Here is a 15,846-nt window from a genome sequence, read left to right on the forward strand (position 1 = left end):
GCTTCTGGCAAGTACATGCCCTATCCTGATTCATTACGGGGTTCACTTTTTTTTAAAAGGATGGGGGCGGATTCCTACAGTATGATGCGTAATGATATGATACGCGATGATACATTCTTCTCCTTCTTATTGATTGTTTGCTATCTTTTTTGAAACCTTTCTTATCATGCGATAGATGATTCTCAGGAATACATCTCCGGTCAAAAAAGGGTTTGAACGCAATGCTTGCTTTAACAAGGTATTATCCCTGGTTGTATTTTTGCGCTTTAATAATTTATGCAGATAAAATTCATAAATGTTGCGGGAAATTCTTTTATTAAAAATTGCGATTTCTGATTTTTTCAGGTTGTGTTTATACCGTTCTAAAATTGCGGTATTGTCCCTGATACCTAAATGCTCTATCAGTTCAATGGGATTTCTTCCGTCATATATATTTTGACCATCAGTTCGTTTTGTCCATAGCTTTTCCGTCGTAAATGCTGCGTTACATCCCTTTAACAAAATCATGTCCAGTAACAGGCACCAGTCGTCTGCGATATTGAGTTGTTCATTCCAGTTTCCAAACATGCACTCCCTTCTGAATACAAAAGAAGAAGAGGGGGAAGGGCATGTATCGAGATAGATCTTTCGTAATTCTGCATTCTCTAATAATATCCAGGTTTTATTGAACGAACTAATATATTTACTTAACGTTTTCGTTTGTGCAAAGAAGTCGAAACTTTTTTCATCATTAACAACCTGTAACCAATTTGCAAAAGCGAAACCGATATTTTCATGCTCAAGTTTTTCAATACATCGCTCCAGGAAATCAGCGTTCCAGGTATCGTCGGAATCCAAAGAAGCTACATATAAGCCCCTGGCATGGCAAAGGCCTGTATTACGCGCCTTGCCTTGCCTTCCATTTGTCTGGAAAACATATTCCACCTGGGGATATCGTGCAACAAGCTCACGGGTCTTGTCAACAGAACCATCATCAACAACAATGATCTGCTTATTAGGGTAGGTTTGTTTAATAGCGCTTTCAATTGCACCTGAAAGTATATGCTCCCGGTTGTAAGTAGGAATAATAATTGAAACAAGAGGTTGCGAAACTGAGCTCATAATTTTCAGTAAAGGATGATTTTTTAGTTAATGATTATTTGCCTTTAAACGAATACCTGTGATAGTTTGCCGCAATAATTGTTTAATATCCCTGAGGATTCTCCATATGTTTGTCTGAAATAAAAAACAGTGGAAGCATAAGCCTGTTACGTTTACAGGGCTTTTATATATACATATAATCAATACCGACAAGGGAAGAAAAACCTGGTAGTACTCAAACAAAAAAATCCGGTATTGTTGGGGTTTCGGATTTATTAGTATTTGTTTAACATGGTATTGTTTTAGTAACAGCCAATTGTAGATAAAGTACAGAATTAATCCGGGGATAATTAAAAACAAAGCGTTGAGTGAGATGTAAGCCGCAAAAGCAATCATTTCCACGATGATGATAACGGTACTCAATCGTGACAGTTGCACTTCACTCATTTTTTGAACTAAGGTGACCAGCCCGCTAATTTTATCATTTTCTTTGTCTGCCAGCTGGTGCCAAAGAATCCCCCGCAGCCCGAAACAGAAAAGCCAGGTTCCCAGGAAAACAAATGGCAACACCCTTATTTCCTGATTTGTCCATTGATAAAAACAGATGGCAAGAAAGAATGTAGGAAACACTTGTGAACCCAGGGCATCTGCTGCAATGCCCGCAATCCCCCTTTTTTTCAGACGGAAAGGAGGTAAGGAATATAAGGTAAAAGAAATATAGGCAGCGAGGTAAAACAAATTTGCGTAGGAAAAAAAATCCAGAAAGCCGGCAATGATACAAAGCCCACCAACCAAAGGTAATAATACCAATATTATTTGGTGACCGGTACTGTAAGCGGCCATCCCGTTTTTTTTACCGGCTTTGGCATCTTCCGCAACATCTGTAGCATCGTTCAGCAAACTAACATAAATGGCACACAGGATGATAGCACCTAGCGAAATCATCATTAATGGCAGTAAATTGAAAAAAGTGTATTGGCTGTTTTGTATTATCATATATGCAATGGCAAGCATCGGCGGAAGTTTATACTCCCACCAATCGTTTGCTCTGACAACAGCTAAAATCTTTCTCATATACCAGCTTACAGGTTTATCCCTTCATCCTGCTTAAAAGCGAATCGGTAAATTGTTTTTCTGGTTGCAGGGGTACTTTTTCTTCAATAAAAGTATATGCGCGTTTTCCCATCACTTCCCACTCCTCACGTGCGTCCCATGCGCGTTCCATTGCCTTATCAAAATCATCTTCGTTAGCGTGGCCAACAAAACCGCTTACCCCGTCAGTAATAACCTCCTGGTTGCCACCTGCCGCTGATACAATGGCGGTTCGCCCGCAGGCCATAGCTTCGAGTAATACCAGTGGCAATCCTTCGGAACGGGAAGGCAAAATCAATGCATGATGATTTTGCCACAGCCCTGTAATATCCTCGACGTAATCGAGGAACTGCACATTTTCCACGCCCAGCAATTCCACCATTTCCATTAGACCTTCTTTATCTACACCTGAACCAATAAACGAAATTGTTACTGGTCTTGTTCTCCACTTTGGCTGCGCCATTATTCTGATCAATATATCCTGTCCTTTGTCCAGCAGGAAATAGCGGCCTATGCAGGCAAGTCGAAATCCTTCTTCCGTGCCGGGCATTGGTATGATCTGCCTTGCAACCTTCACCGTATTATAGATAATTTCTGACTTTGGAAAGCGTGTACCAAACTGCTCTTCAGTCAACTGTCTGTTATGATTCGATACGAAATAAGACCAGGAGGCTTTGAGGTAAACATCCCGCAATGCAGCTCTGTTAATATGAGAGGGCCAATAGAAATCCACTGCCTTTTGGGCTATGAGCACGTAAGGTATCCCAAGCTGTGAACAGCTATTGGCTAGTTCAAGCCCATCAAAATTTATACCCTGGGATACAATTACAAATTGTGGCTGTATCTTTTGAAGCTTTTTTCTAACCCGATAGTCGCCGTTAAAATACAGGGTATTGTCCTGTTTAACGCTTCCAAGGACCCGCCTGAAAACTTTATTAAGTAATCCGAAAGAAATAGTTATTGCCTTACTCAGATCAGCAGACATTTTAGCATTGTTTGATATCCTGAGCCCGGGTAGTAATTCTTCCAGCAACACCCCTTGCCTGGCAAGGTTGACAAATTGTTTATGTCGCTTATTTAAGTTACGTTTTAAAACGGTGATGCTGTATCCTGCCGATTGAAGGTGTGGTATAGCGCGAGCCCAAAGTTCCTCGCTGCCTCCCCAGTCTTCCTGGCAGCTCGCAATAATGGCAAGTTGTTTATTGGCTTCTGCCATCAGTAGATTTATTTATTATTTATGATTTATACAATGCAGCGTAAGTCCCGTTATTTTGAAGGAGTATTTCATGTGTTCCGTATTCGATAATTTTTTTGTCTCCCATCACATATATCAGATCTGCTTGTTGAATTGTTGATAACCTGTGGCTGATCACTAATGCTGAACGGCCACCCAGTTTTTGTTTGATATTTACAAACAATTCATGTTCGGCAATGGCATCAAGGGAGCTTGTAGCTTCATCCAGGATAATCAGTTGGGACTTGCCGTAGAATGCACGTGCGATAGCCAGCTTTTGCCATTGTCCAACGCTTATTTCATGACCATTCTCAAAAATTCGTCCAAGGATAGTATCGTATTGATCAGGGAAATTATTGATGTAATTTGCTGCACCTGCATCTTCAGCAGCTTTTTTTATCTCAGCTGTATTGGTGGGTGCATGGATGTTTCCCAACCGGATATTTTCATTTGCGGTCAGGTTGTATTTGACAAAATCCTGGAACACCACACTGATCTTACTGCGATATTCATTTATATTCAATTCACGGATATCTTTGTCTCCAATGCGGATCATTCCTTCCACCGGATCATATAACCTGCAAAGCAATTTTATTAAGGTAGACTTGCCTGCACCATTCAAGCCTACGAGCCCGATGATCTGGCCAGCGGGGATACTTAAATGAATATTTTCTAAAACATAGTCTGAGGCATGGGGATATTTAAAATATAGATTTTCTACGACGAAATCGTTCGACTCCTTTCCCTCTTTGAAGCCGGTGAAAACGGAAGATTCTATCACTGGCTTCAGATCAAAAAGGGCAAAGACATCTGAGAGATACCGGTTGTTTTGATATAAACGTGAAATGCCACCTGCAAGCCCCTGCATGACAGAAAAGGATTGTGGAAAAACAACCAGAAAAACAGCAATGTCGCCAACACTGGTTTTGCCGTTCATTATTCCGAAAATAATATAGGCTGTGACTGCAAAAAAGGCCACTGTTGTTACAACAGTGGAAATAAGTTCAACTATTGTCCTTTGCCTGCTATGTTCTACCTGATGTTCCAGCAATGTTCCTTTGATCCCACAATATTTATTTAACAGGTGCTGACCCAGGGAAAAAGATCTTATTTCTTTGGCAGATGAATCTCCCGTTATCAGCGTGCTTAGGTAGGATGCTTCGCGATCCATCCCCGTATGCTTTCTTTGCCACAAATAAAGCTTTTCAGAAAAATTAAGCCTTACCACCAGAAGAGGTGCAACAAAAAGGCACAGCAACGGAAGCAATATCCAGTCTATGGAAATTAAAATGTATCCCATAGAACCAAGCATAGTAATGTTTTTGCCTATTTCATGCAGACTTAATACAACCGCGTAAGGCCTGTCAATTCCCCCTTCTCTGGCTCTTTTTAAAACATCAAAGTAAGCGGGATCTTCATAGCAGCCATAATCCAGGCTAATTGTATGCTGATGAATCTGTTTATCTATATAATTATTGACGGCTGCTGATTGTTTTTCATTAAGAAAAGCAGATATGCTTTTAACACACCCATACAGGATCGCAACACAGCCAGCCAGTAAAATAGCAGACGTAATACCGGCGGCATTATTTACAGCAGGACGATTTACCAGTCTATCGATTAATAACTTTAATGTGTACATAGTACCTATCCAGCATATATTCTCGAGCAGCAGAAAGAGTAAAGATACTGTTGCCTGCATCGGTGAAATTTGCCAAATAAGCTGTAATGTTTTTTTTAAATGTAGATTCTGGTATAAATTCTTTACTTTGAATTTTAAATTGATCATTGATAGTTAGGGACGACAGTTTGCTAAGCACTTACGTGTCGTGTAAAGTAAATTAAATGTTATTTAAAATACAATAAGTGAAAGTGAAATTAATTTAGTATGAACTCATCCTATCAGGAAAGAAAGCCCTAAGCCGCGAGCAAAGTAAGTTTTAATTTTGATCTATATCCCCGAACATATTGATCATTTAACATAAATTCCAGTGAATAGTTCAAAGAGTGACGTTAATTCGAATTTTTTTTTACAGCCTGATGAAATCGTCCATCCTGATGCTACTGAAGCGGCAATCAATCGGGGATTAGACTACTTATCCCAACACCAATATCCAAACGGAGAGTTTTGCTGTTATATTTCCCCGGATGATCCTATGCAGGGCCCGTGCACTGTCGATAGTACGGTGTTTATTACCTCGGTAATAGGCTCCTGCTTATTGCCGCTGTCCAAAACAACTGCTGCTGAACCAATACTTTCCAGGGTTACTGATTATCTCCGCTACCAGATGGTTGGCGGTGGGGTATGGAACTTTTTTTCAACTGTCCATCCAATGCGAAGGATTCTTCCTTATGATGGAGACAGCTTATCTTTTGCGAGTAATTTCCTGCTGGAAAGGGGAGTACAAATACCAGAACGAAACAATAAACAGTTGTTATTGGATAACCGGGCCCGCAACGGCTTGTTTTACACGTGGTTTGTTCTTCACCCTAAACTGCATACCAATAGAACGCTTTGGCGTTTATCCCTCCGGGGATTACGGACGCCTGTTGCTTATTTTTTATTCATGATAAGGAACGCTGGTCACATCGATTTAGGTGTCAATGCAAGTGTCTTGTCTTATCTGGGAGATATTCCGGAAGTGGCTCCGGTTATCAATGAAGTTATCCGCGTCATTGCCAGCAACGAGGAAGACGACTGTGATGAATGGTACCGTAATCCCTTTGCAATTTACTACCTCATATCCAGGGCTTACAATCGTGGGGTGAAAAAGCTTCAGCCTGTGGTTTCCCCAATTATAGAGAGAATTCTTGCTACAGCTTCAGCCGACGGGCAATTAGGCAAATCGATTTTCTATACGGCCCTCGGTGTTACCACTTTAATCAATTTTGGATGTAAATCCAAAGAGCTGCATCAGGCAATCAGCTTTCTTATCAAACACCAGGGAAAGCACGGCGAATGGCCCCGTTGGCTGTTTTTTTACATAAATCCCACAATAGCATATGGCTGGGGCTCGGAAGAGTTGACTACCGCATTCTGTGTGGAAGCAATTGCCCGGTATAAACTTGATTGCTCTCATACAAATTGATAAGAATTGGATAGTTTTAGAAAAAGTAACAGTGGTATGAGATTGGTGTTGTTGTGACAATAATTAATTTAAGGAGGGCGCCTCTTCATTGTTGAGGCGCCCTTTTACATTTATAATAAATTATCGCCGGAACCAGTTGATATCTACACATCCGCCTGCAGCAGGCGTTGATAAGCTGGTATTGAAATTAAACAATGCAAACCGGTTGGCTGTCCAATCCAGTCCCAGACCCATTTTTAATTCGTTTCCGATAGGAATAAAGTGCTTGCCATTGGTACTGTAGGCAAAAGTGGCAACAAAGCCCTTCTCCCTGACATAGGATTTAAACCAGATCTTATTATTGCCCTTTAAATTAACAATCGCTACAGTGCTGTCATTGTTAGCCATTATAATTTTTTTTCTTCCGTTGGTTTGCTGAACGGCCACATAAGCATAGGGAATCTGAAATATGCCCAAACCGGCTATATCACCATCTTTCATCCCGCTGATATCCATTTCCACGGTTCCTTCAGAATAAGGGCCTTCGACCCGCTGACTTAAAGTGTTGATGGCATACAGCAATTTTGAAGCTTTTCCCGCTTTTAAACGAAGATAACCCGGACGTTCAGTCAGCGACCATTTGCTATTATCAGGATTATGGTTCCATTGCCATTGCAATGCCAACTCCGCAGAATTGAATTCATCGGAGCTGGCAGGAACGGTAATCGGGCAGGTTACTCCAACCACAGGTTTTTGGAACGTATCCACCCCCATCCCGTTTTTGCCCGGCATGGGCCAGCCATCTACCCAGGTAACCGGTTCCAGGTTAGGCACACGCCCTATAGGTCCGCGGTCCTGCATAATTATAAACCACCAGGAACCATCTTTCAACTGCACCATACCGCCCTGGTGTAAGCCATTGCCCGGATAGGTATGGTCATCCTGTATCACCACTTTCGATTCATACGGCCCGTAAATACTGTCTGAACGCAAACAAACCTCCCGACCTGCCGTGCCGCCGGTGGAGCCGAGCAGGTAGTATTTATTATTGACTTTGTACAGGTGCGATCCTTCGAGATAAGGGAAACCGGGATTGTCGTAAATCTTGCGCTGCGGAACTTTTACGGACTTCGCATCACTGTTTAACTCAGTGATATAAAGGGTTTGTTGCCCGTGTGCAACATATACTTTACCATTATCATCAAAAAAGAGCCCCGGATCATACAGGTATTCGTTGAAGATCGTTCTTGTCCATGGTCCGTTTATTTTTTTAGCGGTACAGATGGAAAAATGCCCTTCCTTTCCTTCCATCTTAGGCGTGCAGAAGCCTACGTAAAAGGTGCTGTCGTGGTAGCGGATCGTGGCCGCCCAGGAGCCGCTGAGGTACATATCTCCCCCTTTCATATCATAACGGGGATCTTCATCATACCGCGATACGGCATAACCGTTCATTTCCCAGTTTACCAAATCGCGGGAAACGGCAATGGGGCAACCCGGCACATAATGCATGCTGGTGGAAATAAAATAGAATTTATCATCCACCCGGATAATGTCCGGGTCCGGCCAGTCGCCCCACATGAGCGGATTGGTAAAATGTCCGTTGCCCAAATCGGGCGTCCAGCTTTTGCTAGTTTGTGAGAAGGTAGTGGTGAAGCACAGTAAAAGTGCAGATAATGCTAACATTCTTTTCATTGATCACTGTATTTTGTTTTCCGTATAACGTTATTTTTCTGAGTGCGGCCTTATCGCTTCTGACTGCAAAGGAGCAAAAAAACATTGATGAATGCAAAATTAGCGGATGTTTATATGTGTTGCCTTATAGTAACTTTGCTTTACGATAATTAAATTAACGCGCTTGTTTCAGCGCAGTTGTCAAGGCTCACAAATTTAATCAATAGCAGAACAATGAAAAAAAGCAATGGTTGTAACCGGAGGCGTTTAGCCGCCGGGATATTCATTTGTACATTACTGACTTTTAACAAGCAGGCAGGTGCGCAGTACATTACGCTGGCCACCAGGTATTCATCCATTGCTATCAATAAGAGCGGGTTTATTACCAGTATCAGGGGTAAACAAACGGCAACAGAATACAATCCGAAAGGACTGAGCTCACCGTTGCTGGCGCTGGAAAAGAACGGACGGAATATTTACCCGACAGGCGCAAAGCTGCAGGGGAAGCAGCTAAAGCTGTCTTATCCCAACGGCGCTGTTGCAACATTAAAAGTGGATCAGAACAACGACTATCTGCGCTTTGAGCTGCTGTCGCTGTCACCAAAGAACGGAGTTGATAATGTTGTATGGGGACCTTATAAAACCAACATCTCTAAAACCATCGGTGAAATATTATCGGTGGTAAGGAGTGATAATTTTGCCATTGGAATTTTGGCAATTGACGATAACACTACCAGTGGCCCGCCCTGCAATGGCGATATGTATCAGTCATGCTACATTATTCATTCGCCGGATTCGGTGAAGTACCCACTGCCGGCTAATCTCAAAGAAGGCCAACGGTTCCGTATCGGTGGAGATGGAATAAATGATGTTGCATTTTATTCGCATCCGGAGGAGTATTACCGATATCTGAATGGCAACGGCGCCAGCCTGGAACCTGCTTTTGGTTCTTCCATTGTATTGCATTCCCGCGACAGGAAGAAACCGTATACCATCTTTTATCCGCATTTTAATGATTTTCCCGGTGTTAAGTCGCCCCGTCATATGGAGCTAACCCCCGTTGACGTGGACTATATTGGTTCTTCTATCGCTTTTTATGCCTGTCCTGATTCACTGGGTCTCCGGGTAATTGAGCAGATTGTTAAAAATGAAGGTTTACCTTATGTAACCCGAAATGGAAAATGGGTAAAAGATCCTTCCAATTATCAGACAGATATAGCCTGGTCAGGTCCGCATGACAGTCTCGTATCCTATGCCGGTCAATTAGGGCTAAAAGCCGTTCAGGATGAAGGTATGGGAGAATATTACACTAATCCTGCAAACCGCTGGGGGGACAAAAAAGTGATGCTCAATCATCAAAAAAGCCCCATCAGTGATTTAACGGCTTTAACCAATAAAGAAGGAATTGCTTATGGCCTGCATACGCTGACCGAATTTGTTCAGCCATTTAGCAGCGATGTTCATCCTGTGCCTAACGATGGTTTGTGCACGGTATTGAAAACCCGTATTGCAAAGGCTATTGGTGCAAATGATACACTGATTCAAGTGATGGATACAAGCTATTTGAATGAGTTTGGCGGATGGGATGACAACCGGGTGAATGTGTTGAAAATCGGAAAAGAGCTGATCAGGTATAAAGGCGTAACCACTACAAAACCCTATACACTTACCGGTGTGGAACGGGGCGCTTTAAAAACCAATGCTGCATCGCATAATGCCGGAGAGCAGCTGGCCAAACTCCAGGTCAATTGTTATGGAGGATTTATTCCGGATATCACCTTACAGGACGATTATGCTGCATATTATGCCCACCTGCTGCATGACGGAGGTATGAATTTTATCGACTTTGATGGATTCGAAAGCTTTACCTACCAGGGACATGGACAATACTCTTTTAAGCGTTTTTTGCGAAGCCTTTTTGGTCATCTTGAAAAACTGGGAGTGCCTTACCTGAGAGTTATGGGGTCCTGTGTTTTTGAAGGAAACTGGCACTATATGAGCGTATGCAATGTGGGTGGTGGTAACAATATGTTCGACCCGGTTAATAATAAATGGGGTATTGAGGGAAAGGACATGCGTTATTCATTCAACGGTAGCTATTTCCCCTGCACTTTTGGTATACAAAATATTCAGCGTGATTGGAGCGTACAGGTAATAGAAAATCTCCAGTGTAAATCCATTGCCTGGGATGCCACCTATATGCTGGGTCTGAGCCAGGATGCAATGGAAAAAAGATCAGACAAGCAGGCTATATTCAAAGCCTTCCGGACCTGGGAGAATGCAAAAATAGCAGGTGCATTCGGCGACACATTGAAAAAGGAAATGCAGGAGGAAAAGAACCGGTATCATCTGGAGCAGCTGGACGATAATAGCTGGAAGCTTTATCCGGTAGCACCGGATGGTGTTTTAGGTACACCAAGAATATTGAAACGCAGCGGAACCAGATAATTGTCTACAGGGTAAATATAACATTGATGCTGGTCAATATTGATGTGTTGTACCTTACGAAGGTTATTTATTTTTGTCTGGTATTACTATGTATTAGTTATGGTCAGCGAACGTTTGGTACTTGGTACTGCCGGTTTGGGCGGTGTTTGGGGGAAGGTTGATCCGCATCAATCTGTATTGACAATTTTATCTGCACTGGAATCCGGTATAGCTGCCATCGATACTGCGCCGGCTTATGGAGATGCTGAAATTTATCTGGGACAGGCGTTACGGCAATGGCGTGGGGCCATGCCCGTTATAAGTTCCAAAGTGGGTCGCCTGAAATCCTATGCGGCAAACCAGGGTCATTATGATTTTACAGACAGGGCTATGGCAAAAAGTGTGGAAGATAGTCTCCGTACTATTGGTACTTCCTGTCTTGATATCCTGTTTTTACACGATCCCCATGTGATCCCGGAGGAAGACGCGGAGCGGATAATTGCCACGTTGATAAAATTCAAAGAGCAGGGACTGGCAAAGCGTTTAGGCGTGGGAGGCAACTGGCCCTCCTGGATGAAGACCTGGTTGGATGCGGGGATTTTTGATGTTGTGATGGAGTTTAATCGCCTCAATGCTTCAAATATAATAGCACTCAAGGATTCGTTGCCTTATTGTTTAGCACGTAACATACAGTATTACGCTGCGAGCCCTTTAAATATGGGGCTGCTGGGAAGATGTATTGGATCGTTCAAACAGATGCGCCCCGAATGGCTGCCCATAGCCACGTTGGAGATTGCCATGCGTCTGGAACAAATTGCAGCAAAGCATCAACTCACCTTGCCGGCCATGGCCCATAGGTTCCTTTTGTCTTTACCTTATGATTTTAATATTGTGCTCGGACCATCAGATAAATTGGAACTGGATGCCAGTATTGAAAATTTTAATAAAGGTAAATTACCGGAAACAATCCTGAAAGAAATTTTGAATTGCAGTAATGGTTAAAAGATCTTACGATGTGCAATATTGACAACGAAATATTTAATATTCAAAGTATACAGATAAGGGAGTTAGCGCCGGTAAAGGCAGTTACTCCATTGCAGGATGCCACCATGGGACCGTTTCCTGCTTTTGGGATGTCCCTGATTACTATTGAAGATGAGAACGGGAATATTGGAGAAGCGCCGGTTTATAGTAGTTACACTAATATCCTGGAAGCTTGCCTTTTGCCTCTTTTATTGTATTGCCATGATGTTTCTTATGGCCAGTTGTATTCGAAATTATATTGGTCTATTCGCAACGAGGGTTTCAGAGGTCCTGCCTCAGCACTGTTGGGCCAGGTGGATATGGCGTTGCACGATCTGGCTACCAGGCGGCTTGGTATCCCGTTGCATAAATATATGGGCGCCCATCGGAATGAAGTGAAGGTATATGGTAGCGGAGGTGGAACAAACTATAGCTATGAGGAATTGGAGAAAGAAGTAACGTATTTTACCGCAGCAGGGGTGGATTGTTATAAGATGAAGGTGGGTAAGGATTTTGGTATGAACATGACGGAGGATGTAAAGCGGGTAAAGTTTGTACGTAATCTGCTGGGAAAAGATATCAGGCTTGCCGTAGATGCTAACCAGATATGGAGCTGCGACCAGGCGCTTAGATTCATAGATCAGACAGCCGGGGAAAACCTGGCCTGGTTTGAGGAACCTACTCATTCGGCATCTTTTGATCAGATTGAAGCGTTGTGCAAACAAACGCCTATGAAAATTGCTTTTGGAGAATCTGAACGGACAGCGAAGGTATTTCCTACGCTGGTAAACATAGGCGTAGCGCATTTACAGCCAGTACCCGGCCATTTGGCCGGGGTAAAAGAATGGACGGCAGTGAAGGACCTGGCAGCAAAACATAACATTGATTTTTCCTCCGGGGGGTATTCATTGTTTACGGCTTCGCTGATGACCACCTCGTCTGAGCGATGTGAGGTGGAGTATATGTATTCAATTATGTCGGGGCTGGAAACGTATTTCGATGTTAAACCGGAATGGAGAAACGGGAAGTTTTTTCTGCCCGAGCTGCCTGGCTTACCTGTTCGGGTAAGTTGGAGCAACTGTGAAGATACCGGTAAACTGATCAGGAAGCGGATATGGAATAAAAAGAACGTCAGCGAATATAAGCCTATCGTATCTTTGTGATCCTTAAGTTTTTTTTGTGAAGATAACATTAACTGGAATTGATTATCTCGTCCTCTTTGTATATGTAATAGCTTTATTCCTCTTTGGTTTTTACCTTAAATCCCGCCGGTTACAATCGGGGGGAGATATTTTTTTAGGCGGGCGCTCTTTGAAGTGGTGGCAAATTGGCTTCTCCATGTTCAGTACCAATGTAGGCCCTATGATGTTGATAGGCTTATCCAGTCTTGGTTTTTCACAAGGTGTGGTGGGCGGCAATTTCGAGTGGCTGGCATGGATATTTCTGATGTTGCTGTCTGCATTTTTTATTCCACGTTATATTTCATCAGGGATCAGTACTATTCCGCAATTCCTGCTTTTGCGTTATGGCCGCAGGTCTTACAATTTCCTGGTAGTTTACAGCCTGGTCTCTATATTGTTTGTATGGCTTGGCAGCGCACTGTATGCAGGCGGACTTGTAATATCGGAGATTTTCCAATGTTCGCTGTTGGAAGCAGTTGTACTCGTAGCCCTCATTTCTACCAGCTATACAGCCATTGGCGGCTTAAAAGCGGTGGTGAGAACCGGCGTTTTTCAATCATTGATCATTATTATTTCCTCTCTTATACTAACGTTGCTGGCTATTGGAAAAATTGGCCATATGGAAGGTGTTGCCAATGCAGCTTCTCCCGACTATTGGAAGCTGTTTCATGTAAGGTCTGATCCTGAATACTCCTGGCTGGCTATTGTAGCCGGTTATCCTGTTGTAGCTGTTTATTATTGGTGCGCAGATCAAACAATCGTACAGAAGGTTTTGGCGGCAAAGACCATCAAAGAAGGACAACGCGGCATTCTTTTTCTGGCAGCGCTCAAAGTGATTACACCATTTATTTTTGTGCTGCCGGGAATTATTTGTTTTTTATTATATAGAGATAGTACCTCGCCCGATAATTCCTACATCACACTGGTAAAGAACCTGATGCCGGAGGGGCTCCGCGGACTTTGCATAGCAGCACTGGTGGCTTCACTTATTGATACGGTATCTTCGGGGCTCAACTCATTCAGCACTGTTTTTACATTGGATGTGGTGACGCAATTTGTGTCTTTAAAAGCGGAAGATAAAATAAGAGTAGGCAGGTGGATGACTGCTATCGGCGCGCTTTTGGGAGTAGGCATCGCGGTATTATTTTCTTATTCAGATAAAAGTTTGTTTGAATTAACACAAGGGCTCGTGTCTATATTGGCGCCGCCGTTGTCGGTTGTTTTCTTAGGTGGTGTATTCTGGAAACGTACGCACCGGATTGCGGCAGAAGCAGTATTGTTTGGAGGAGGGTTTCTCTGCCTGTTGATGGGTGTTTGTTATGTATTGAATTATCCGTATAAAGGATTCTGGCCGCACTTTCTTTTGCTCTCCATTTATATTTTTGTATGCCTCGTAATTTTAATGGCGTTGATAACCGTTATTTTTAAGGTGCCTGAAAAGGAACGTTTGTCATTTATTTTTCCGGATAATGGCAAACCCGTAATGGATAAATGGCTATGGGCAGGTTGGGGCGTACTGGCTTTAGTAATGGTGATGATCTATATTGTATTAAATTGAAGCGTCATGAATAAAATACATCTCTCAACTTTGCATCGCATTTTACTGATGGCTGCAGTTGTTATATTCGCTGCATGTAATGCACATAAAAAAGAAGTGGATAAAAATGCAGACTTGCAAGAGCATGTATTTGTTGTGAATATCGTACATGATCCGCAGAAACTGAAAGAGTACCTCGCTTATCATCAACATATATGGCCGGAGGTGGAAGCCGGTTTTAAAAAAGCGGGCTACCGGAAAATAGTGCTTTACCGGTATGAATACCTGCTTGTAATGACAATCACAGTGCCGGCCGGAGCGGATCTGGGGCAAATGGGAAGAACGGCTGAATCCTATGATAAACGTTGTGCGGAATGGAACAGGTTAATGGATGGTTATCAAACCGGCGTACCCGGCGTTCAACAGAACGAAAAATGGGTGGAAGCGAAACCTTTTTACCACTTTATCAAAGATTGATTGCATTGGCTGCTTTTTTTTCCTTGTCTTCATACTGCCTGAGAAAATCCCTGGGAGATAGTCCTTTGATTTCCTTGAAGTGTTTATTAAAATTCGAGATATTATTATATCCACTATTATAGCAGGCCTCTGCCACATTATGATGTCCTTCCAGCAAAAGTTTGGCGGAATGACCTATACGCACTTCCTTCACAAAGTCGATTAATGTACGGTTGGTACTACGTTTAAAAAAACGACAGAAAGCTGCAGACGACATGGGGATAAGGTCTGCAACATCCTGAAGCACGATGTCATCTTTGAAATGTTGAAAAATATAATCGAATACCTTATTGATTTTTTTTGCTTCACCGGAACTTTCAATAGTGTTGTAGTAGGGAGATGATAACACGCCCGATGATTCAGATTGCGCGAGGATATCCAGTAACCGGATCATCAGCGCCACCCTGGTTAAGCCCGACACATAAAGCATCTGATGCATGATCATTTTTGCATCGCGGAGCGTGCTGCCCGTAAATAACACGCCTTTTGCCGCTTTCCCGAAAAGTAGATTCAACTGCCTTGCCTCAGGTTTTTCAAGTAGTTCCTTTCCAAGGAAATCGGGAAAGAAATGTATGACTACCGCCTGCGTAGGTATAAGCGGATCAACTGCCTTATAATACTGCCAGCAATGTGGAAGGTAACTGCCCAGCAACACCAGCTCAGGTCCGTCAAAATCTTCGATATGATCTCCGATAAATCTTTTACCACTGCAGTTTTCAAGCAATGCAATTTCAAAATTAACGTGCGATTTTAGGGCGGTATACTTTTTTATTTCAAGAATCTCTGACCTCACAGTAAATGATTGGTCCGGTGGAAATGTAAAATTCTCGTATATATATTGCATGAACTTGTAGGTCTGGTTCTGTGTTACAGGCAATTCAAAGATAATAAAATCCGGTAGAAACTTACTACTGCAAAAATAGCATCCATAATGGTCAAATTAAGGGTTGTGTTCCGGTAAGGGGAATCAGATCTTTATATCCGGCAAGAGATATCATGAGCCGGATTAGAGTCAGT

General features: G+C 42.7%; 12 protein-coding genes. 6 read left to right on the forward strand and 6 right to left on the reverse strand.

What is annotated here, in order from left to right:
• Window positions 1-126: 126 nt before the first annotated feature.
• The 4 genes from CLV51_RS21335 to CLV51_RS21350 are packed head-to-tail and all read right to left on the reverse strand — an operon-like array spanning window position 127 to window position 5,108.
• Window positions 127-1,101: a glycosyltransferase family 2 protein gene (locus CLV51_RS21335; protein ID WP_106530121.1), complete on the reverse strand. Its 975-nt coding sequence runs from the start codon at window positions 1,099-1,101 to the stop codon at window positions 127-129.
• A 27-nt stretch (window positions 1,102-1,128) separates the two neighbouring features.
• Window positions 1,129-2,154 carry a UbiA prenyltransferase family protein gene (locus CLV51_RS21340; protein ID WP_106530122.1) on the reverse strand — a complete coding sequence of 342 codons (1,026 nt, stop codon included), beginning with the start codon at window positions 2,152-2,154 and terminating at the stop codon, window positions 1,129-1,131.
• Between the two features lie 16 nt (window positions 2,155-2,170).
• Complete coding sequence (locus tag CLV51_RS21345) at window positions 2,171-3,388, reverse strand: glycosyltransferase (protein ID WP_106530123.1); 1,218 nt, start codon at window positions 3,386-3,388, stop codon at window positions 2,171-2,173.
• Between the two features lie 19 nt (window positions 3,389-3,407).
• Window positions 3,408-5,108 (reverse strand): ABC transporter ATP-binding protein, encoded by a 1,701-nt coding sequence (locus tag CLV51_RS21350; RefSeq protein ID WP_158267095.1) that lies wholly within the window; start codon window positions 5,106-5,108, stop codon window positions 3,408-3,410.
• 454 nt (window positions 5,109-5,562) lie between these two features.
• Here CLV51_RS21350 and CLV51_RS21355 point away from each other — a divergent pair, with 454 nt between their 5' ends.
• Window positions 5,563-6,495 (forward strand): hypothetical protein, encoded by a 933-nt coding sequence (locus tag CLV51_RS21355; protein ID WP_146151344.1) that lies wholly within the window; start codon window positions 5,563-5,565, stop codon window positions 6,493-6,495.
• 120 nt (window positions 6,496-6,615) lie between these two features.
• On the opposite strand, the gene CLV51_RS21360 is transcribed toward CLV51_RS21355, so the two are convergent.
• Window positions 6,616-8,166 carry a glycoside hydrolase family 43 protein gene (locus CLV51_RS21360; RefSeq protein WP_106530126.1) on the reverse strand — a complete coding sequence of 517 codons (1,551 nt, stop codon included), beginning with the start codon at window positions 8,164-8,166 and terminating at the stop codon, window positions 6,616-6,618.
• 213 nt (window positions 8,167-8,379) lie between these two features.
• Between CLV51_RS21360 and CLV51_RS21365 the strand changes: the two genes are divergently transcribed.
• The 5 genes from CLV51_RS21365 to CLV51_RS21385 all read left to right on the forward strand — a co-directional run bounded on the left by CLV51_RS21365 (window position 8,380) and on the right by CLV51_RS21385 (window position 14,790).
• Window positions 8,380-10,593: a hypothetical protein gene (locus tag CLV51_RS21365; RefSeq protein ID WP_106530127.1), complete on the forward strand. Its 2,214-nt coding sequence runs from the start codon at window positions 8,380-8,382 to the stop codon at window positions 10,591-10,593.
• A 99-nt stretch (window positions 10,594-10,692) separates the two neighbouring features.
• Window positions 10,693-11,574, forward strand: a complete 882-nt coding sequence (locus tag CLV51_RS21370; RefSeq protein WP_158267096.1) for an aldo/keto reductase — start codon at window positions 10,693-10,695, stop codon at window positions 11,572-11,574.
• Window positions 11,575-11,585: 11 nt separating this feature from the next.
• Window positions 11,586-12,758: an enolase C-terminal domain-like protein gene (locus CLV51_RS21375; protein ID WP_106530129.1), complete on the forward strand. Its 1,173-nt coding sequence runs from the start codon at window positions 11,586-11,588 to the stop codon at window positions 12,756-12,758.
• 16 nt (window positions 12,759-12,774) lie between these two features.
• Complete coding sequence (locus CLV51_RS21380) at window positions 12,775-14,334, forward strand: SLC5 family protein (protein WP_146151345.1); 1,560 nt, start codon at window positions 12,775-12,777, stop codon at window positions 14,332-14,334.
• A 6-nt stretch (window positions 14,335-14,340) separates the two neighbouring features.
• Window positions 14,341-14,790, forward strand: a complete 450-nt coding sequence (locus CLV51_RS21385; RefSeq protein WP_106530131.1) for an L-rhamnose mutarotase — start codon at window positions 14,341-14,343, stop codon at window positions 14,788-14,790.
• Here the strand turns inward: CLV51_RS21385 and CLV51_RS21390 are convergent.
• On the reverse strand, window positions 14,780-15,553 hold the full coding sequence (locus tag CLV51_RS21390) for an AraC family transcriptional regulator (protein WP_158267097.1): 774 nt from the start codon (window positions 15,551-15,553) through the stop codon (window positions 14,780-14,782). The two genes, CLV51_RS21385 and CLV51_RS21390, sit on opposite strands and share 11 nt — an antisense overlap.
• Between the last annotated feature and the right edge of the window lie 293 nt (window positions 15,554-15,846).

This window comes from Chitinophaga niastensis (genome assembly GCF_003014755.1).
GTDB classification, from domain to species: Bacteria; Bacteroidota; Bacteroidia; order Chitinophagales; family Chitinophagaceae; genus Chitinophaga; species Chitinophaga niastensis.